Source organism: Comamonas sp. A7-5, assembly GCF_039581385.1.
Classification (GTDB): domain Bacteria; phylum Pseudomonadota; class Gammaproteobacteria; order Burkholderiales; family Burkholderiaceae_C; genus Comamonas; species Comamonas thiooxydans.
Genome location: NZ_JBCPWO010000003.1, coordinates 373387 through 393375, shown reverse-complemented (window position 1 = coordinate 393375; position 19989 = coordinate 373387). Strand labels below are relative to the sequence as shown.

The 19989-nt window shown below is 63.3% G+C and carries 16 protein-coding genes; 11 read left to right on the top strand and 5 right to left on the bottom strand.

Going from position 1 to position 19989, the window contains the following annotated elements:
- Positions 1-108: 108 nt before the first annotated feature.
- Positions 109-1467, bottom strand: coding sequence for an MFS transporter (locus AAIL67_RS07310; RefSeq protein WP_343483679.1), 1359 nt, complete (start codon positions 1465-1467; stop codon positions 109-111).
- 102 nt (positions 1468-1569) lie between these two features.
- Between AAIL67_RS07310 and AAIL67_RS07305 the strand changes: the two genes are divergently transcribed.
- The 4 genes from AAIL67_RS07305 to AAIL67_RS07290 all read left to right on the top strand — a co-directional run bounded on the left by AAIL67_RS07305 (position 1570) and on the right by AAIL67_RS07290 (position 5889).
- The gene (locus tag AAIL67_RS07305; protein ID WP_063662601.1) at positions 1570-2265 is read left to right on the top strand and encodes an AraC family transcriptional regulator; all 696 of its coding nucleotides are present in this window, start codon (positions 1570-1572) and stop codon (positions 2263-2265) included.
- A 109-nt stretch (positions 2266-2374) separates the two neighbouring features.
- Entirely contained in the window at positions 2375-3247 is an 873-nt protein-coding gene (locus AAIL67_RS07300) for an EamA family transporter (protein ID WP_082877296.1), read from the top strand.
- A gap of 37 nt (positions 3248-3284) precedes the next feature.
- Positions 3285-4118, top strand: a complete 834-nt coding sequence (locus AAIL67_RS07295) for a M48 family metallopeptidase (RefSeq protein WP_343483678.1) — start codon at positions 3285-3287, stop codon at positions 4116-4118.
- Between the two features lie 94 nt (positions 4119-4212).
- Positions 4213-5889, top strand: coding sequence for an acyl-CoA dehydrogenase family protein (locus AAIL67_RS07290; protein ID WP_343483677.1), 1677 nt, complete (start codon positions 4213-4215; stop codon positions 5887-5889).
- A 6-nt stretch (positions 5890-5895) separates the two neighbouring features.
- Here AAIL67_RS07290 and AAIL67_RS07285 read toward each other — a convergent pair whose 3' ends face one another.
- Positions 5896-6798 carry a helix-turn-helix transcriptional regulator gene (locus AAIL67_RS07285; RefSeq protein WP_034351280.1) on the bottom strand — a complete coding sequence of 301 codons (903 nt, stop codon included), beginning with the start codon at positions 6796-6798 and terminating at the stop codon, positions 5896-5898.
- A 167-nt stretch (positions 6799-6965) separates the two neighbouring features.
- Between AAIL67_RS07285 and AAIL67_RS07280 the strand changes: the two genes are divergently transcribed.
- From AAIL67_RS07280 to AAIL67_RS07250, 7 genes are all read left to right on the top strand, one after another.
- The gene (locus AAIL67_RS07280; RefSeq protein WP_343483676.1) at positions 6966-8528 is read left to right on the top strand and encodes a 3,4-dehydroadipyl-CoA semialdehyde dehydrogenase; all 1563 of its coding nucleotides are present in this window, start codon (positions 6966-6968) and stop codon (positions 8526-8528) included.
- 3 nt (positions 8529-8531) lie between these two features.
- Positions 8532-10094: a benzoate-CoA ligase family protein gene (locus AAIL67_RS07275; protein WP_343483675.1), complete on the top strand. Its 1563-nt coding sequence runs from the start codon at positions 8532-8534 to the stop codon at positions 10092-10094.
- 190 nt (positions 10095-10284) lie between these two features.
- The gene (locus AAIL67_RS07270; protein ID WP_034406723.1) at positions 10285-11448 is read left to right on the top strand and encodes an ABC transporter substrate-binding protein; all 1164 of its coding nucleotides are present in this window, start codon (positions 10285-10287) and stop codon (positions 11446-11448) included.
- A 154-nt stretch (positions 11449-11602) separates the two neighbouring features.
- The gene (locus AAIL67_RS07265) at positions 11603-12472 is read left to right on the top strand and encodes a branched-chain amino acid ABC transporter permease (RefSeq protein WP_012836600.1); all 870 of its coding nucleotides are present in this window, start codon (positions 11603-11605) and stop codon (positions 12470-12472) included.
- A 153-nt stretch (positions 12473-12625) separates the two neighbouring features.
- Entirely contained in the window at positions 12626-13720 is a 1095-nt protein-coding gene (locus tag AAIL67_RS07260) for a branched-chain amino acid ABC transporter permease (RefSeq protein WP_034351270.1), read from the top strand.
- A complete protein-coding gene (locus AAIL67_RS07255) occupies positions 13713-14483 on the top strand; it encodes an ABC transporter ATP-binding protein (protein ID WP_063662591.1) in 771 nt (256 codons plus the stop codon). Before AAIL67_RS07260 ends, AAIL67_RS07255 begins: the two co-directional genes overlap by 8 nt.
- Before the next feature lie 127 nt (positions 14484-14610).
- Positions 14611-15312 (top strand): ABC transporter ATP-binding protein, encoded by a 702-nt coding sequence (locus AAIL67_RS07250; RefSeq protein WP_343483742.1) that lies wholly within the window; start codon positions 14611-14613, stop codon positions 15310-15312.
- Positions 15313-16087: 775 nt separating this feature from the next.
- On the opposite strand, the gene AAIL67_RS07245 is transcribed toward AAIL67_RS07250, so the two are convergent.
- The 3 genes from AAIL67_RS07245 to AAIL67_RS07235 form a co-directional block, all read right to left on the bottom strand.
- A complete protein-coding gene (locus tag AAIL67_RS07245) occupies positions 16088-16561 on the bottom strand; it encodes a hotdog fold thioesterase (RefSeq protein ID WP_034382695.1) in 474 nt (157 codons plus the stop codon).
- 224 nt (positions 16562-16785) lie between these two features.
- On the bottom strand, positions 16786-18300 hold the full coding sequence (locus tag AAIL67_RS07240) for an acetyl-CoA hydrolase/transferase family protein (RefSeq protein WP_343483674.1): 1515 nt from the start codon (positions 18298-18300) through the stop codon (positions 16786-16788).
- Between the two features lie 237 nt (positions 18301-18537).
- Positions 18538-19860, bottom strand: coding sequence for a solute carrier family 23 protein (locus AAIL67_RS07235; RefSeq protein WP_343483673.1), 1323 nt, complete (start codon positions 19858-19860; stop codon positions 18538-18540).
- Between the last annotated feature and the right edge of the window lie 129 nt (positions 19861-19989).

Genomic DNA, 19989 nt, shown 5'->3' with positions numbered 1-19989 from the left:
TTCTTCAAGACGCCATGCTGCAGCACGCAGGTGACCTGCTCTTGTCTGGTGCGTAAAGTTGGGTAAACGCCGAGTCGCTCAAAAACAATAGCTGTCAGTGCTTGCTCATCAAGCGTCAGAGCCAATTTTTACTCTGGATGCCAGGAAAATCAGCAGCAGCACGGGGAAGCCCATCAACGCCGTGGTGTGGAAAAACGCCTCGTAACCATAAGCATCGACAAACGCCCCCGAGAAACCCGCCAGCCACTTGGGGGCCAGCAGCATCATCGAACTGAACAGCGCATATTGCGTGGCCGAGTACTGCACATTGGTCAGGCCCGAGAGATAGGCGATGAAGGCCGCCGAGGCGATTCCCCCGGCGAGATTGTCGGCGCTGACCACCCAGACCAGCGCCGAGACATCGTGGCCGCGCGTAGCCAGCCAGGCAAACAGCATATTGGTACAGGCCGACAGCACGGCGCCCAGCATCAGCACGCGCATCACGCCCCAGCGCACCGCCATGGTGCCGCCCACAAAGCCACCCAGCAGCGTCATGATGACGCCGAACACCTTGGTCACGGCAGCCACCTCTTCCTTGGTATAGCCCATGTCCACATAGAACGGATTGGCCATGATGCCCATGACCACGTCGCTCACGCGATACAGACCAATCAGCGCCAGCAGCAGCAACGCCTGCCAGCGGTAGCGGCCTATGAAGTCGGCAAACGGAGCGATCAGCGCGCCCTTGATCCACTCGGCCGCATTGCGTGCCGGTGCCATGGGACGAGCTTCAGGCTCGGGCGATAGCAGCACCGTGATCATGCCCACCAGCATGCTCGCCGCCATGGCCGTGTAGGCCACATGCCAGGCCTGCACCATATAGCCCTGCACATCACCTTGGACCTGGGCCGCTACCCACAGCACGCCGGCGCCAGCCCAGATCATGGCCAGGCGATAGCCAGTCTGGTAGGTGGCCGCCAGGGCCGCCTGGTCGTCGAGCTTGGCGGACTCGATGCGATAGGCATCCAGCGCGATATCCTGCGTGGCCGAGCCGAAAGCCACCAGCACCGCGCACAGCACCAGCGGCTGCAGGGATTGCTTGGGATCCATGAACGACATGCCGAGCAAGCCCGCCACGATCAGCAGCTGCGAAAACAGCAGCCAGCTGCGGCGGCGGCCCAACATGCGCGTCAGTGCCGGCAAGGGCAAGCGGTCCACCAGCGGAGACCACACCCATTTGAAGGCATAGGCCAGACCCACCCAACTCAGGAAGCCGATCGTCGTGCGATCGATATCGGCCTCGCGCAACCAGAAGCTCAAGGTACCCAGCACCAGCAGCAGCGGCAGGCCGGCCGAAAAACCCAAAGCCAGCATGCGCAGGCTGGTGGGCTGCGCATAGACCTTGAAGGCCTGGCTCCAGCTGCGCTTGGGCTTGATGACGACATCTGTGGAGGAGGGGCTGGTGCTTGTTTGGGACGACTCGGTCATGGTCTGGTTCTCTGAGGCAGAGGGCATTATCGGTTGCCCACGCCAGTCGCAGGGCGCTACCATTGGCCGGATCGCCGTCTCTTTCTGTAAGCAAGATTAGCCATGAGCCGTGACACCGCATCCCCGCGCCCTGTGCTTGATCAGGCACAGGCTTCGGTGCGCAGCTACAGCGGCGAACATCAGGCCCATGCCCATGACTACGCCCAGATTCTGTTTGCGCTGCAGGGTCGCATGGAGCTGGAGGTGGGCGGCAGACCCAGCTTTGTAGACAGCGCCTGCGGCATGGTCATACCCGCAGGTGCCGACCACGGCTATCTGGCAGCACCCCAAACCCAGGTGCTGGTGATCGATGCGCCCATGGCCCATGGGCTGGACAAGCTGCGCCGGTTTGCCGTGCCCCCGGTGCTGCGCTTTCCGCAATCAAGCCTGTCAGCCGCCGCGCAGATGGCGCTGGTGCTGCAGGCTCCGACCTTGCTGCAGCGGCGTGGACTGGATCTGCTGCGGCTACAGCAGCAGGTCCAGGCCGCTTTGCACGAAAGCTGGCCCACGGCCAGACTGGCGGGCTTGATGCATCTGAGCGTGGCCCAATTCCATGCCCGTTTTGTAGAGCTGACGGACTGTACCCCGCAAGACTGGCTGCGCGGCCTGCGTCTGGATGCTGCCGTGCTGCAGCTCAAACAGGGGACGGCACTCGAAGCGACCGCCTTGCGCTGCGGCTACGCGTCGGCAAGCGCCCTGGCCTATGCCTTGCGGCGCGAGCGCGGCGTGACATCGCGTCAACTGCGTGAGCCGCGCTGAGCCGGCGCACTTCAAGCGTTTCTCGACAGATGGGCGGCCCGGGGCCGCGCATGATGACTCTCTCATGTCTGTCACTTCCGCTATCTCTTCCTCATCGTCCCGAAATGCCTTGGGTCCTGTCGGCCTGGTACTGGCCGCCGCCATGCTCTGGGGTACCACGGGCACGGCACAGCATTTCGCGCCCGCACAGCTCTCGCCCTACTGGGTGGGCGGCCTACGCATGGTCATGGCCGCGCTGTTCTTTGGCGCGCTGGCGCTGCTGCTCGACCGAGGCCATGCGCGCCAGCCCATGCGCTGGGCGCGTATCGTGTTCTGCGGCCTCTGCATGGCCATCTACAACCTCAGCTTCTTTGCCGGCGTCAAGGCCAGCGGCGTAGCCCTGGGTACGGCGCTGGCCATAGGCAGCGGTCCCATCTGGGCCGGCCTGATGCAGGCCGTGGTGCAAAAGCGCATGCCCAGCTCCCAATGGTGGCTTGGTACCTGCACCGGCGTGGGCGGAGGCATTGTCATGGCGCTGGCCGCCACCGACAGACAGCATCTGCCATGGGCGGGCATGGCCCTGTGTCTGCTGGCAGGTCTGTCCTATGCGGCCTACGCGCTGGTCAACCAGGCACTGGTGCTGCAAGCGCGTGTGGCCACGGTCAATGCCTGGGTGTTTGCCTGCGCGGCCCTGCTGTCGCTGCCCGTTTCGGCTTGGCTGGGCGGGCCGCTGCAGATCAGCGCCAGCGGCTGGGCCGTGGTGATCTATCTGGGCATGGTCGCCACGGGCTTTGCCTATCTGCTGTTCTCCGTGGGCCTGCGCGGCATGTCTGCCGCGACCGGCGTGGCACTGAGCAAGGCCGAGCCGATCACCGCTTTTGCGCTGTCGCTGCTGGTGGTCGGCGAGCGCCCCGCCTGGTGGTCCGTGATCGGTCTGCTCGGCGTGATCGGCGGTCTGTGGCTGGTGGTGCAGGCAGAGCGCAAGACTGCAGAAACCGTCTGACCCGAGGCAAACTGCAGCTCGCATAGACTTGGCGCTTATGCACGCCCTCATCTCATCCCTGCGCCTGCCCGCCACCCGCAACTGCCTGCTGCCCGCACTGGTCTGCGCTGCGCTGATGCACGCGCCGGCCCAGGCCCAGGTGGAGGTAGGCAAAGCCTCGGTGATGCGCCAGCTGGTGCCGGCCGAGACGCTGGAAAACTCTGCGACCCAGCAGTACCAGGAGCTGCTGCAAAAAGCCAAGGCCCAGGGGGCCCTGGCAGATGCCGGCAACCCGCAGCTGCAACGCCTGCGCACCATTGCCCAGCGCCTCATTCCCTATGCCGCGCAGTGGAACCCGCGCGCCAGCCAATGGCGCTGGGAGGTCAACCTCATAGGTAGCAAGCAGATCAACGCATTCTGCATGCCCGGCGGCAAGATCGCCTTCTACACCGGCATCATCGACCAGCTCAAGCTCACGGATGACGAGATCGCCATGATCATGGGCCACGAGATGGCCCACGCCCTGCGCGAGCATTCGCGCGAGCAGCTGGCCAAGAACCAGGCCACCAGCATAGGCATATCGCTGGGCGCGCAACTGCTAGGTCTGGGCGATATCGGCAATGCTGCGGCACGGCTGGGCGGCCAGCTGCTCAGCCTCAAGTTCAGCCGCAACGACGAAAGCGATGCCGACCTGGTCGGACTGGAGCTCGCGGCCCGCGCCGGCTTCAACCCGCAGGCCGCCGTGAGCCTGTGGCGCAAGATGGGCCAGGCCACGGGCGAAGGCGGCATAGGCTTTCTCTCCACGCACCCGACCGGCCCCGATCGCATACGCCAGCTAGAGGGGAACGTGCCGCGCGTCATGAGCTTGTACGAGCAGGCACGCAAGCGCTGAACACCGGCGACAAGGCGGCTGAAAACCCGCTTTGCGTCAGCCATGCGGCGCTCTATATTGACCTGTGACAAGCGCACAGCACAGGAGTGATCGCATGCAGGCCCTGGACACCCATGACGTCTTCAACCAGTTTGATGAGCTGACCGACATCAATCTGCTGCAGGCCGATGCTGCCTTGCAGGAAGTACTGCAGCGACAGCAGGCACAGGGCTTTATGCCGGCGCTGAACCGCTTTGCGCAACAGCTTGGCCAGGCGCAGAACTGGGAGCATGCCGAGCTCGCCAACCGCCATACCCCCGAGCTGCAGCGCTTCGACGCGCGCGGGCGTGTGCTCGATGCCGTGGAATTCCACCCCAGCTGGCATCGCCTCATGGAGCTGTATCGCGAGCAGGGTCTGGTCTCCTTGCCCTTTGAAAGCCAGAGCCGCGGTCGCTGGAGCGCCTGGGCCGCCGGCTTTTACCTGCACGGCCAGGTGGAGCAAGGCACGCTATGCCCGGCCACCATGACCACTGCAGCCATCCCTGTGTTGCAAAAAGAGCCAGCGCTATGGAGCCAGTTGCAGGCCCAATTGTTCAGCCACGCGTACGACGCGCGCGATCTGCCGTTGGCCCGGAAAAAATCCATCTGGATAGGCATGGGCATGACGGAGAAACAGGGCGGCTCGGACGTGCGCGCCAACACCACGGTGGCTCGCCCCGTGCATGAGGGAGGTCGCGGCGGCGAGTATCTGCTGCGCGGCCACAAATGGTTTTTCTCGGCCCCCATGTGCGACGCCCATCTGGTGGTGGCTCGCATGGCCACGGCAAGCGGTGAGCTCGGCGGTCATGCCTGTTTTTTCGTGCCGCGCTGGCGCCCCGACGGAAGCAAGAATCCCGTGCGTGTGCAGCGCCTCAAGGACAAGGTAGGCAACCGCAGCAACTCCAGCTCGGAAGTAGAACTGCAGGACGCCTGGGGCATTCTCATGGGCGAGGAAGGCCGAGGCATTCCCACCATCATCGAAATGGCCAGCTACACGCGGCTGAACTGCGTGCTGGGCAGCGCGGCCATTTTGCGCAGCGCAACCGTGCAGTCGATTGCCTATGCGCGCCAGCGCTCGGCCTTCGGCAAACATCTCGCGGATCAGCCGCTGATGGCCACCGTGCTCGCGGACCTGGCCCTCGAAAGCGAAGCCTCCATGCAGCTCGCCATGCATCTGGCTCAGGCCTATGAGCTGGAGGCCGAAGGCGATCTGGTGGCCCGCGCCTGGAAGCGCATCATGACTCCGGCCGCCAAATTCTGGGTCTGCAAGCGCTCGGTGGAGATCACGGGCGAAGCCATGGAGGTCTTTGGCGGCAACGGTTATGTACAGGACAGCATAGTCGCGCGCCTGTTCCGCGAAGCGCCGGTCAACTCCATCTGGGAAGGCTCTGGAAATGTGATGTGTCTCGATGTGCTGCGCGCCATGGGCCGAGAGCCCGAGGCCACGCGCCTGCTGTTGCAGGATCTGGGCGATATGGCTGCCGGCCAGCCCCTGTTGACGTCCACGGCGCAATCGCTGGCCAAACGCCTGTCCGCTTCCCCCGAGGCGCTGGAGCCGCAGGCCCGCCGACTGGTGCAGGACTTGTGTCTGCTGGCCCAGGCCTGCCTCCTGCACAAGCACGCGCCCGCCCCCATGGCCAATGGCTTCATCCACACCCGCCTGGGCGCGCAGAACGGGGCCATGGTGGTCGGAGCATTCGACCCGGCTGGGCTGGACATCGCCGCCGTGCTGGAGCGTGCCCTGCCCCTGTGAATACCATCAGGCTGCGACCAGCACTTTCAGCTGCTTGAGGCTTTGCGCCACGCTCTTTCCGCTGGTGTCCAGCACATGGTCGGCCTTGGAATAAAAGGCCGATCGGCCGTCCAGAATCCGGCGCAAATCATCCATGGCCTCGGGGTTGGCCGCCATGGGCCGCGTGTCGCCCTGGGCCACGACACGGCTCATATGCTCATCGGGCTGGGCCTGCAGCCAGACCGTGGTGCAGTGGCTGAGCAACTCGTTGAAGGTCGCGGGGTCCGAGACAATGCCTCCCGGCGTGGCAATCACCACGTCGCTGTAGATCTGCACGGCCTCTTCCAGTGCGCGGCGCTCGTAACGACGATAGGCGCCAGCTCCATAGAGGTCATAAATCTCGCGCACGCTGCAACCGGCCACGCGCTCGATCTCCTGGTTCAGCTCGAGAAACGGCACATTCAGCTGCTCTGCCAGCATACGCCCCAGCGTGGACTTGCCCGCGCCACGCAGGCCTATCAGGGCAATGCGCGAAGCCCGGTGCGGATCGCCCATGGGCGCCGTTCCCAGAATCTCTCCGGCCGCCAGTCGCACGCGCTGCAAATCGGCCTCGCTGCGGCCTTCCAGCAATTCGCGCAGCAACAGCCATTCGGCACTGGCCGTCGTCACATCGCCCAGCAGCTCGGCCATGCTGCACTGAAGTGCATGCGCGATCTGCTGCAGCACCAGGATGGAGACATTGCCCGTGCCGTATTCGAGATTGGCCAGATGGCGCTCGGACACCACGGCCGCCGAAGCCAGCCCGCGGCGCGTGAGACCGCGACGCGCACGCAGATTGCGCACCCTCTCGCCCAAGGCCTGCAGCAGCGGGCTTTTGCCCGCTTCATCCCCTTCCGCAACCGACGCGGATGCCATGTCTAACTGATCCATAAAGCTCCTCAGAGGCCGTGAATGATAAACAGTCGGGGTTAACGCGAATCATGCAATATATTGCTTGACACTGCATTGTCACGTATTTATCTTTTGATTGCACGCACAATATTGCATGTTTCATCAAGGATTTGATGCTGATCAGAACAGCACTTCAGGAGACCCCCATGACCGAGTTACTGGCCAACCATGTGGCTGGCCGCTGGCAAACCGGCAGCGGCCCGGGCAGTTTGTTACGCGACCCGGTACTGGGAGCAGAGCTGGTGCGTGTCGATGCCACAGGGCTTGATCTGGGCGCCGCCTTTGTCTTCGCACGCGATACTGGCGGCAAGGCGCTGCGCGCGCTGAGCTATGCGGAGCGCGCCAGACTGCTGGCCGATATCGCGACCCTGCTGCAAAGCCGGCGCGACGCGTATTACGAGATTTCCACCGCCAACAGCGGCACCGTCAGAAACGACACCGCTGTCGATGTGGACGGCGGCATCTACACCCTGAACCAATACGCCAGATGGGGCGCGGCGCTCGGCGATGCGAAGCATCTGAGCGACGGCGAAGCCGTGGCGCTGGCCAAGGACGGCGCTTTTCTGTCCCGGCATATCCAGGTCCCGACACGCGGCGTGGCGCTGTTCATCAACGCCTTCAACTTCCCTGCCTGGGGGCTGTGGGAAAAAGCAGCTGCGGCCTTGCTCTCGGGCGTCCCCGTCATCGTCAAGCCGGCCACGGCCACCGCCTGGCTGACCCAGCGCATGGTCAAGGATGTGATCGACGCCGGCATATTGCCGCCGGGAGCGCTGTCCGTCATCTGCGGCAGTGCCGCCGGATTGCTCGATCAGCTGCAGCCCATGGATGTGGTCTCGTTCACAGGGTCTGCGGAGACGGCTGCGACCATACGCTCTCACGCGGCCATCAGCCGCCATTCGGTGCGCAGCAATATCGAGGCCGACAGCGTGAACTGCGCGCTGCTGCTGCCCGGCCATGGCCCGGACAGCGAAGCCAGCGCCTTGCTGGCGCGTGAGGTGGTGCGCGAAATGACGGTCAAATCCGGCCAGAAATGCACGGCCATACGCCGCGTGCTGGTACCGCAAGCTCTGTACGACGGTGTGGCCCAGGCCATCGGTGCACAACTGGCAAAGATCGCCGTGGGCAACCCGCGCAACGACGCTGTGCGCATGGGATCTCTGGTCAGCCGCGAGCAGTACGACAGCGTGCAGCAGGGCCTGGGCCGGTTGCTGGAGCACACCACGGCCCTGCATGACGGCCGGCGCAATGCGCTGATCGATGCCGACCCGGCGATTGCCGCCTGCGCCCAGCCCGTGCTGCTGGGAACACAGGACCCCGATGGCAGTGCACTCGTGCATGACATGGAAGTCTTTGGCCCCGTGGCCACTCTCATGCCCTACCGTGACCTGGCACATGGCCTGGCACTTGCACATCGCGGACAGGGCTCGCTGGTCTGCTCGATCTATGGCGATGACGACAAGGCACTGGCCGCAGCCGCCACCGATCTCGCAGCCAGCCATGGCCGCGTGCATGTAGTAACCCCTGCTGTCGCCAGGCTGCATACCGGCCACGGCAATGTCATGCCCCAGTCCCTGCATGGCGGTCCAGGCCGCGCCGGCGGCGGCTCCGAACTCGGCGGCTTGCGGGCACTGGACTTCTATCATCGCAAAAGCGCCATACAAGCCGCACCACAGGTTCTGAAGGCGCTGGCCGAAACGACGGGAGCATGAGCCATGACCGACTTCACTCAGCCCTTCAACTTCGCCCAGCATCTGTTCGATCTCAACCAGCTGCGGGGAGACAAGAACGCCTACACCGATGACCAGGGCACGCTCAGCTATGCCCAGCTGCAGGAGCAGGCGCGCCGCCTGGCCCATGGCCTGCTCGCTGCCGGCATCCATCGCGAGGAGCGCGTGCTGCTGGTCATGCACGATATGCGCGAGTGGGTGGTCTCGTTTCTCGGCGCCATGTACGCAGGCGTGGTGCCGGTGGCGGTGAATACCTTGCTCACGGCCGCCGACTATGCCTATATGCTCGAGCATTGCCGTGCTCAGGCGATCGTGACCAATGGCGCGCTGGTTGCCGTGGTGCAGCAGGCCCTGGAGCAGGCGCAGCATGAGGTCAACCATATCTGGGTCGCCAGGCCCGATGAAGCACCGCAAGGCCTGCCGCCGGCCTTCGAGCCGCTGCAGCCCTGGCTGCAGCAGCAAACGCCGCTCGCTCATGCCGCCAGAACCATGGGCGACGACCCCGGCTTCTGGCTGTATTCCTCGGGCTCCACCGGCAAACCCAAGGGCGCGGTGCATACCCACGCCAACCCCTACTGGACGGCCGAGCTGTATGGCAAGCCGGTGCTGGGCCTGAGCGAAGACGATGTCTGCTTTTCCGCCGCCAAGCTCTACTTCGCCTACGGCCTTGGCAATGCCCTGACATTCCCCTTGAGCGTGGGAGCCAGCGTGGTGCTGATGGCCGAGCGTCCCACGCCGGAAGCCACCTTCAGGCGCTGGACCGAGCACCAGCCCACGGTGTTTTTCGGCGCGCCGACGGGCTTTGCGGGCATGCTGGCTCACCCCGCTCTGCCTGCACGCGAGCAGGTCAGCCTGCGCATGTGCTCCTCGGCGGGCGAGGCCCTGCCGGCCGAGATTGCCCAGCGCTTCAAGGCCCGCTTCGGCGCCGATATCGTGGACGGCATCGGCTCCACCGAAATGCTGCACATCTTCATCTCCAACCGCCCGGACGACATACGCTACGGCAGCACGGGAAAGCCTGTACCAGGCTATGTGGTGGAGTTGCGCGGCGAGGACGGTCAGCTCGTGGCCGATGGCGAGATTGGCGACCTCTACATCAAGGGCCCGAGCGCCGCCCTGATGTACTGGGCCAACCGTGACAAGACACGCGACACCTTCCAGGGCGTCTGGCTCAAGAGCGGCGACAAATATGTGCGCGATGCAGACGGCTACTACACCTATGCAGGCCGCAGCGACGACATGCTCAAGGTCAGCGGCATCTATGTCTCGCCCTTCGAGGTCGAGTCCACGCTGCAGCAGCACCCTGCCGTACTGGAGGCGGCCGTGATCGGCGTGACCGACGAACAGGGCCTGACCAAGACCAAATCCTATGTGGTGTGCAAGCCCGGCCAGAGCGCCAGCGAGGCCGAACTCAAGGCCTTTGTGAAGAATCGGCTGGCCGCCTACAAATACCCGCGCTTCATTGAATTTGTCGATGAGCTGCCAAAGACCGCGACAGGAAAGATCCAGCGCTTTCGTTTGCGTGAGCTGGAATCCAAGCCGCGCTAATTGCTTATCGCAAGGTTGCAAGAAGCTATCAAAACAGTAGTCACAAACTAGGGCAATCGCTGGTATTGCTTTAAACCTAAAGTTGTTAGAGTGCGCTCGTGCATCAGTGCCAACCCCAGCACCACAGCCAGTCATAACCGTTGATCTGAGAGTAAGCCGGCATTCGTCCATCAACCAGCAGGAGACAAGCATGAGCAAGCAATGGGCAATATGGAGCGCAATCGCACTGGCTGCCGCCGCAAGCGGCAGCAGCGCCATCGCGCAGGAGAAGATCAAGGTCGGCTTCATGCTGCCTTTCAGCGGCACTTATGCAGCCCTGGGCGTGGCGATCGAGAACGGCTTTCGCATGCAGGTAGCCGAGCAAGGCGGCAAGCTGGGCGGGCGCGAGATCGAATACTTCAAGGTCGACGATGAGTCAGATCCCGCCAAGGCAACGGACAACGTCAACCGCCTCATCAAGCGCGACAAGGTCGATGTGATCGTCGGCACCGTGCACTCCGGCGTGGCCATGGCCATGGCCAAGGCCGCCAAGGAAAGCGGCACCGTGCTCATCGTGCCCAATGCGGGAGCCGATGCAGTCACCGGCCCCATGTGCGCTCCCAATATCTTCCGCAGCTCCTTCTCCAACTGGCAGACGGCCTACCCCATGGGCGTGGTCGCAGCCAAGGAAGGCAAGAAAAATGCCATGACCCTGACCTGGAAGTACGCTGCCGGTGAAGAGGCCGTCAACGGCTTCAAGGAAGGCTTCGAGAAAAGCGGCGGCAAGGTCAGCAAGCAGCTGACGCTGCCGTTTCCCAACGTCGAATTCCAGGCTCTGCTGACCGAGATCGCAGCGGCCAAGCCCGATGCCGTGTTCTCCTTCTTCGCGGGCGCAGGTGCCGTGAAATTCGTCAAGGACTATCACGCCTCTGGCCTGTCCAAAACCATTCCGCTCTACGGACCGGGCTTTCTGACCGACGGCACGCTGGACGCTCAGGGCGAGGCCGCCCAGGGCATGCTGACCACGCTGCACTATGCCGACGAACTGGGTACGGCGCGCGATCAGGCCTTCCGCACCAATTACGCCAAGAACTACAAGCTGCAGCCCGATGTCTATGCCGTGCAAGGCTATGACGCCGCACAGATGCTGGCCGTGGGCCTGAAGGCCGCCGGTGGCGACATCAGCAAGAAAGACGTCTTCCGTACAGCCATCGAGAAAGCCACTATTGCCAGCCCGCGCGGCGACTTCACCTTGAGCAAGGCACACAATCCCGTGCAGGACATCTATCTGCGCAAGGTTGACGGCAAGGAGAACAAGAAGATCAGCGTGGCGGTGAAGGCTCTGGCGGACCCGGCCCGCGGCTGCCGCATGTAATAGACGCGAGCCATACCGCCCTCGATACCTGGTTGCTCTGTCCTGCCGCACCTTCGGTGCCGCCTGCGACAGAGCGCCTCGTCTCCAGCGCGAATCGACGATTCGCCGGGCTGTATGCCTCGCTTTGCAGCCTCCTGCTTCAACAAGGATTGCCGTGGATCTCGCCACTTTTCTGGTGCAGTGTCTGAACTCTGTTCAGTACGGACTGCTTCTGTTTCTGCTGGCCTCTGGCCTGACGCTGATCTTCGGCATCATGGGGGTGATCAACCTCGCCCATGGCAGCTTCTACATGATTGGTGCCTATGTGGCGTTCTCGCTCGCACCGTACCTGGGCCAGCATTTCATCATCATGCTGCTGGCCGGCGTGGTGCTGGCCGTGGTGCTGGGCTATTTTCTCGAATGGGCATTCTTCAGTTTTCTCTACGAACGCGATCACCTGCAGCAGGTGCTGATGACCTATGGCCTGATTCTGGTGTTTGAAGGCCTGCGCGCCATCCTCGTGGGCAACGATGTGCATGGCGTGGAAAAGCCTGCCTGGCTGGCCGGCAGCTTCCCTTTGATGGGCATGATGCAGTACCCCTGGTACAACGTGTTTGCAGCCGCTGCCTGCCTGCTGGTGGCGCTGCTGATGTACTACACCGTCAACCGCACGCGTCTGGGCATGATGATTCGTGCCGGTGCCAGCAACCGCGACATGGTGCGCGGCCTGGGCATCAACATCAAGCGCCTGTACCGCATCGTCTTTGCCGTGGGCGTGGCCCTGGCGGCCCTGGCCGGAATGATCGCGGCGCCCATGAGTTCGGTCTATCCCAATATGGGCTCCAGCGTGCTCATCATCTGCTTTGTGGTGGTGGTCATCGGCGGCATAGGCTCGATCACCGGCGCGCTGATTGCCTCGCTGCTGGTGGGCTTTGTGGATACCTTCGGCAAGGTGTTCTTCCAGGAACTCAGCGGCATGAGCATCTATCTGCTCATGGCCGTGATCCTTGTATGGCGCCCTGAAGGCCTGATGGGCAAGAGATGATGAAGCTCCCCCTGAGTCGCTTCGCGCCTTCCCCCTCTCTCGCGACGCGGGAGGGGGACAACACCTTCGCTTCGGTGCGGCCGGCCAGGCCCTTGCCCCATGTCCCCTGCTTGGCTCACGCCAGTTCTGCAAGCAGTGTCAAGGATCACTGATATGAGCGATACCTCCTATACGCCGCTGCCGCAATCCAATCAGGCCTATGCAGAAGCACCGGCCGTCACCAACCAGAGCCGCCCCATTCGCGCCAAAAGCGTGTGGGTAGCTGTGGTGCTGCCGCTGGCTGCTGCAGCGCTGCTGGCTGCCGCACAGCCCTTCTGGTCGGCCTATCTCTCCGATCTGGTGGTCAAGATCATGATCCTGTCCATCTTTGCGCTGAGCCTGCATATCCTGGTGGGCGGCGCAGGGCTGGTCAGCCTGGGCCATGCGGCCTACTTCGGGCTCGGTGCCTATGCGGCGGTGAAGGCCGCCGGCCAGGACGGCAGCAACTTTCTCGTCATGCTCGGCGCCGCCGTCGGTGTCTCGGGCCTGTATGCGCTGGTGGTGGGCGCCCTGAGTCTGCGCACCAAGGGCGTGTACTTCATCATGGTCACGCTGGCATTCGCGCAGCTGGCTTTCTTTGTCGTGCACGACGTGGGCTATTTCGGCGGCAGCGACGGCATCTATCTGATGCAGCGCCCGGCCATAGGCGCACTGGACATGGAAAGCAGCAGCACGCAGTACTTCGTGGTACTGGCCGCGCTGGTGCTGGTCTATGCCTTCATCGCCATGCTGCGCCACTCCCGCTTCGGCCATGCGCTGGCCGGCATTCGCGTCAACGAGCAGCGCATGCGCGCTGCCGGCTTTGCCACCTACGGCTACAAGCTCGCCGGCTTTGTGATTGCCGGTGCGCTGGCGGGTCTGGCGGGCTTTCTGCTGGCTGCACGCGATGCCGTGGTCAACCCAGAGCTGCTGGCCTGGCACCACTCCGGCGAGGTACTGCTGATGCTGATTCTGGGTGGCGTGGGCTCGCTGCGCGGTGCCGTGCTGGGCACCATCACCTTTGTGCTGCTCAAGGAGCTGCTGAGCACGCATGCCATCGTTGGCAATGCAGCAGATCACTGGCAGCTGACGCTGGGCATCGCCATCATCGCGCTGGTCGCGCTGCTGCCCAAGGGTCTGGTGGGCATCAACGACAAATGGCAGAAGAAGGCTGCAGCGCAGAAGTCTCAGTCGGCAAGCGCTGGCCAGCAAGGAGCAGATCATGGCTGATGCGGAAAATGCTCCCCAGATGTCGGTGCGCGGCCTGACGCGGCGCTTTGGCGGGCTGGTGGCCGTGAACAATGTGGACCTGGATCTGCACCAGGGCGAGGTCCATGCCGTCATCGGCACCAACGGCGCAGGCAAGTCCACGCTGATCAACATGCTCTCGGGCGAGATAGCGGCCAGCAGCGGCAGCATTTCGCTTGAAGGCCGGGACGTCACGCAGATGCCGCAGCCGCAGCGCGCCAAGGCCGGCATCGGGCGCAGCTATCAGCGCACCACCATCTTTCCCGAGTTCACGGTGCTGGAGAACTGTCGCCTCACGGCCCAGGCCCAGGCCCTACCAAGGCCCTGGCGCATCTGGGAATCGGCCCAGCATTGCGCAGCCAGCATGCAGCGGGCGCAATCTGCGCTGCAGCGCGCAGGTCTTGCCCAGCATGCCGAGCGCATCGCCGGCAGCCTCAGCCACGGCGCCAAGCGCCAGCTGGAGGTCGCCATGTGTCTGGCCACAGCACCCCGCGTGCTGCTGCTTGACGAACCTCTGGCAGGCATGGGCGCCGAAGAGACAGAACGCATGCTGGAGCTGCTGCAGGAGCTCAAATCCGCGCATGCCGTGCTGCTGGTGGAGCACGATATGGATGCCGTTTTTCGCATTGCCGATCGCATCACCGTCATGGTCAACGGCAGCGTGGTGGCCACGGGCACGCCCGATCAGATTCGCAACGACCCGGTCGTGCGCACCGCCTATCTGGGAGAAGAAGAGCATGCTTGAAACAAAGCCCCCCCTGAGCGGCTCTGCCGCTTCCCCCTCGGGGGACGGCACCATCGCTGCGGGGCAGCCCTTGCTTGCTGCCTCTGGCACAGGCACGCGCCCACTTTCCGGGGCTTCGAACCATGCCATGTTCAGCCTGCAGGAAGTGCACAGCTTTTACGGCGACAGCCATATCCTGCACGGCATCTCGCTGGATCTGCCCCAAGGCCAAGCCGTGGGCCTGCTGGGCCGCAACGGCATGGGCAAGACCACGCTGATCCGCACGCTGATGGGCTATGTGGCGGCACGTTCGGGCCGGGTGTTTGCCGACGGCAAGGAGGTGACGAATTCCGCCCCCGAGAAAATGGCGCATCTTGGCATTGGCTATGTCCCCGAAGGGCGCGGCGTATTCCCCAATCTCTCCGTCAAGGAAAACCTCTTGATGAGCGCCAGAGCCGGCCTGGACGGCAGCCGGGGCTGGACCTACGAGCGCGTTCTGGAAACCTTTCCACGCCTCAAGGAGCGACTGTCCAACGGCGGCGATCAACTCTCGGGCGGCGAGCAGCAGATGGTCTCCATCGGCCGCGCACTGATGACCAATCCGCGCCTCATGATTCTCGACGAGGCCACCGAAGGACTGGCTCCGCTGGTGGTGGCCGAAATCTGGCGCGTGATTGCCCAGATTCGGGAAACCGGCATCTCCACGCTGATCGTGGACCGAGACTACAAGAAGGTGCTGGCCCATACCGACAAAGCCGTGGTGATGGAAAAAGGCCGACTGGCCTTGCAGGCTCAGTCCGTGGATCTGCTGCAGCAGCCGGAGAAGTTGTCAGCGTTGCTGGGAGTTTGAACGGGGAAAGGTTTTGCGCCTTTCTTCCATGGCAGAGTTCTTCTCTTTGGTATGAGACAGAGGGCGGGTCTCGGCCCGCCTTGCCGACTTACTTTCTTGCTGGTGGCGGGGGGCCGCCCCCAAGAAAGTAAGCAAAGAACACCGCCCCTACTGCCCACGTCCCTCCGCTTCGCTGCGGGCAACCTGCGCCGTCAACCTCTTGTCGCTGTACGGCAAAACTCACTGCGCGCTAACGCGCTCCGTTCAAACACGTTGCCGTAAAAGTGATGACGATGCAGTTGCACTCTGCGGTGCAACTGCGCGCCACAAGAGGCCGCTGTCGCAGGCGTTGGCACAAGGGGCAATGCCAGAGATTCTTTACCAAACTGATAGCAGCTACCGAAATCTGCATAAGCGCTAGAAGCCAATTCCGTCATAACTCTCTCGGGCCGTCCGATCCCGCTTTCACCCGTCTGGCTGCGCCTGCGGCACGCAGTTCAGGCTGCGGGCATTGGCACCGAAGAGTGCCAATGCTTCGTGCTCTGACTTGCGGCAACGTGTTTGAGCGGAGTGCGCCAGCACGCAGCGAGTTTTGCCGCACCGCAGTCTGAATTGCGTGACACAGGTTTGCCCGGAGCGAAGCACAGGGACGCAGACAAGCGGGTCGCCTTTTCTTTGGGTACTTGTCTTTTGGCGAAGCAAAAGAAAGCACCTCGGCTGGCGGGCCGAGACCCGCCCTCTGTCTGTAAATCAGACATGTCGCTCAAACCAGTAGCTCCCGAAAAACCACACAGCCCTACTGCACCCCACCCAACGAAGCCGCATCCAGTCGCACATTCTTCGCCGCCTCTGGCGGCAGGATCGCCATCGTCAGACTGCAGTTGCAGGTCAGCTTGCCCTCTTCATCACGCAGCTCCACCGCCCAGACATGCGTGGTGCGCCCCAGGTGCGTGGGCCGCGCCGTGGCGGTGATCCAGCTGCCCTTGCGGCCTGCTCGCACATGATTGGCAGTCACGCCCAGGCCCACGCAGCGGTAGCCTTCGGGAATGCTGCAGGCCGCGGCCATCGACCCCAGCGTCTCGGCCAGCACCACGCTGACACCGCCGTGCAAAATGCCATAGGGCTGGCAGGTGCGTTCATCCACATGGATGCGTGCGCGCACATAGTCGTCGCCGTATTCGGTGAACTCAATGCCCAGGTGGGAAATTGCAGTGTTTGCGCTGCCTGCGTTCAGCGCTTTCAGATCGAGCTCTCGGGTCCAGATCGCCATACCAGTCCTTGTGGTGCATGAAAAAAGGACGCTCCTTGCAGAGCGTCCTTCGATGCTAAGGACTTGGAGCAGCAGGCGCCAGCACCAAGCGGACTAGCTCGCAGCGGTCAGCCCACCCACACCCCGAGTCAGAGACACCAAGCAAGGGCCTAGGCGGCCCCACCGCCCCGCAGCGAGGGTGTCGTCCCCCTGGGGGGAAGCCGCAAAGCGGCTCAGGGGGTAACTCAGCCCCGCATATCGCCCTTGTCCATGAAGCGCTGATGCCAGGACAGTGCCTCGGTCAGGATATGCGGCGTGTGCTGTGCACCCTGCTGGCGCGAGCGGTCGAAATAATCCTGCAGCTGGGCGCGGTAGTCCGGATGGGCACACCTGTCGATGATGACTTGCGCACGCTGCTTGGGCGACAGGCCGCGCAGATCGGCCAGGCCTTGCTCGGTGACGATGATCTGGGTGTCATGCTCGGTGTGGTCCACATGCGAGCACATGGGCACGATGCAGCTGATCTTGCCGTCCTTGGCCACCGAAGGCGTGACAAAGAAGGACAGATAGCCGTTGCGAGCAAAGTCGCCCGAGCCGCCGATGCCGTTCATCATGCCTGTGCCCATGACGTGGGTGGAGTTGATGTTGCCGTAGATGTCGGCCTCGATCATCGAGTTCATGGCGATGATGCCCAGGCGGCGCACCAGCTCGGGGTGGTTCGAGATTTCCTGCGGGCGCAGGATGATGCGCTCGCGGTAGAAGTCGATGTTGTCCTCGAAGTCCTTGTAAGCCGCAGCAGACAGCGAGATGGAGGTGGCCGAGGCCTTGCTCATCTTGCCCGCGCGCAGCAGATCCAGCATGCCGTCCTGCAGCACTTCGGTAAAGCCCAGCAGGTTCTCGAACGGGCCGGTCAGCAAGCCTGCCAGCACGGCATTGGCCACATTGCCCACACCCGACTGGATAGGCAGCATTTCCTTTGGCAGGCGGCCCATCTTCATCTCGTGGGCCAGAAAGTCGATGATGTAGCCGGCTATTTTCTGGGAGTTCTCGTCCGGTGTGGCAAACACATTGTCGCGGTCGCCCTTGTGGGTCTCGACCACGGCCACGACCTTGGCGGGGTCCACCTTCAGGTAGGCATCGCCGATGCGGTCATCGGCATGCGTCATGTTGATGGGCATGCGGCGCGGCGGGATGGCCGTGCCGTAGTAGATGTCGTGCATGCCCTCCATCCGGGCGGGCGGCTTGGTGTTGACTTCCAGAATCACCTTGTCGGCGATCTCCAGCCAGGTCTTGTTGTTGCCCACGGCAGTCGACGGTATCAGCAGGCCGTCGGCGGTCACGCCCAGCACCTCGATCACGGCGATGTTCATATGGCCCAGAAAGCCGAACCAGGCATGCTGCGCCACATGGGACAGGTGCATGTCGATGAAGTCGATCTCACCCGAGTTCACGGCCTTGCGCGCGATGGGATCGGTGTTGAAGGGCAGGCGCTGACCCAGTGCATGGGCTTCGGCCATCACGCCGTCGCATTCGGCGGCGGTGGACGCGCCGGTCCAGACATTGATCTTGTAGGGCTTGCCCTGGGCATGCTCGACCTTGGCACGGGCCGCTATGGCCTGTGGCAAGGCCTTGGGATAACCGGCTCCGGTAAAGCCGCTCATGCCGACATTGACACCGTGGGGAATCAGGGTGGCGGCCTCTTCGGCCGTCATGACGCGCGAGAGGAATTCTGGGTAACGTACGCGATCTGCGATGGACATTGCATGCTCCAAACTCAGAGGCCTCGGCCCGGCACGCGAGCCTGACCGGCGCCAACGCGCTGGCATTCTTGCGGCTCATGCTCGGCGCTCAGGCTGGCACCTCCAAAAAAAACCGCCCGGGTAGGGCGGCATATCTCCAGAGAGAAATGTTACCAGCGCGGAACATTAACACCGGGATTCTCGGCAAAGGCCCCGCGCTGCTGTCAGGGGAATGTTCCCCCGATTACATGTTGGCACTCACTTGGTCTGTACCTTGGTTTCAGATTTGCGCTCGCCCATGGTCAGCAGCGCATACAGGATGATGGCGCCAAAAGTGGCGCAGCCGATGCCGCCCAGCGCGAATTCGCCGAACCTCAGCGTGAATTCCCCGGTGCCCAGGATCAGGGTGATGGCAGCCACGATCAGATTCTTGGTGTCGGAGAAGTCCACCTTGTTGTCCACCCAGATCTTGGCGCCGGCAATGGCGATCAGGCCGAACACCACGATGGAGACACCGCCCATCACGGGCAGGGGAATGGCCTGGATCAGCGCACCGAACTTGGGCGAGAAGCCCAGCAGCACGGCCAGCAAGGCCGCCACAAAGAACACGGCCGTGGAGTAGATGCGGGTCGCCGCCATCACGCCGATGTTTTCGGCATAGGTGGTCACGCCCGTGCCGCCGGCTGCGCCGGAGACCATGGTGGCTACGCCGTCACCGATGAAGGCACGACCCATGTACTGGTCCAGGTTCTTGCCCGTCATGGCGGTCACGGCCTTGATATGGCCCAGGTTCTCGGCCACCAGGATGATGACCACGGGCACGATCAGCAGCATGGCATTGCTGGTGAACACCGGCGCATGGAAGCTGGGAATGCCGAACCAGGCGGCATTGAGCACTCCGCTCAGGTCCACCGGCTTGCCCCAGCCCAGGCCGTTGGTGAAGACGGCGTAGAGCACGCTGGCAATGATCAGGCCGATCAGAATCAGCAGGCGCTGCAGCATGCCGCGTGTGAACACGGCCACCAGCGCCACGGAGACAAAGGTCAGCGCCTGCATCCAGGACTCGAAGTTGTTGGACGCCATGTTCTTGATGGGAATCGCGGCCAGGTTCAGGCCGATGATGGCCACCACGGCGCCCGTCACCACGGGCGGCATGAAGCGTTCGATCCAGGCCGTGCCCACCATCTGCACCAGCAGACCGACCAGCATGTAGACAAAGCCGCAGGCAATGATGCCGCCCAGCGCCACGCCGATATTGGCGTTGGCTGGGCCCTGGCTGGCCACGTAGCCGGTGGCGATGTTGACCACGCCGATGAAGGCAAAGGAAGAGCCCAGATAGCTGGGCACCTTGCCGCCGGTGATGAGAAAGAAGATCAGCGTGCCGATGCCGCTCATCAACACCGCCAGATTGGGATCGAACCCCATGAGGATGGGGGCCAGCACGGTGGAGCCGAACATGGCGATCACGTGCTGGATACCCATCAAACCGGTCTGCGTCCAGGGCAGTCGCTCATCGGGGCCGATGACGCCACCGCCCTGCAAGACATCGGACGATCGCTCCGTCCATTGAAACATTCCCATCCCATCGCTCCTTGGAGATATCAAAAACGGAGCAGATTATGGCAAGCAGTGCTTGCCCGCTGGGGTCGTGCAAGCACTGGTAAACCAGGGACTGTGGTCTCTTGCACACGCGGGAAAACGGCGGCAGAA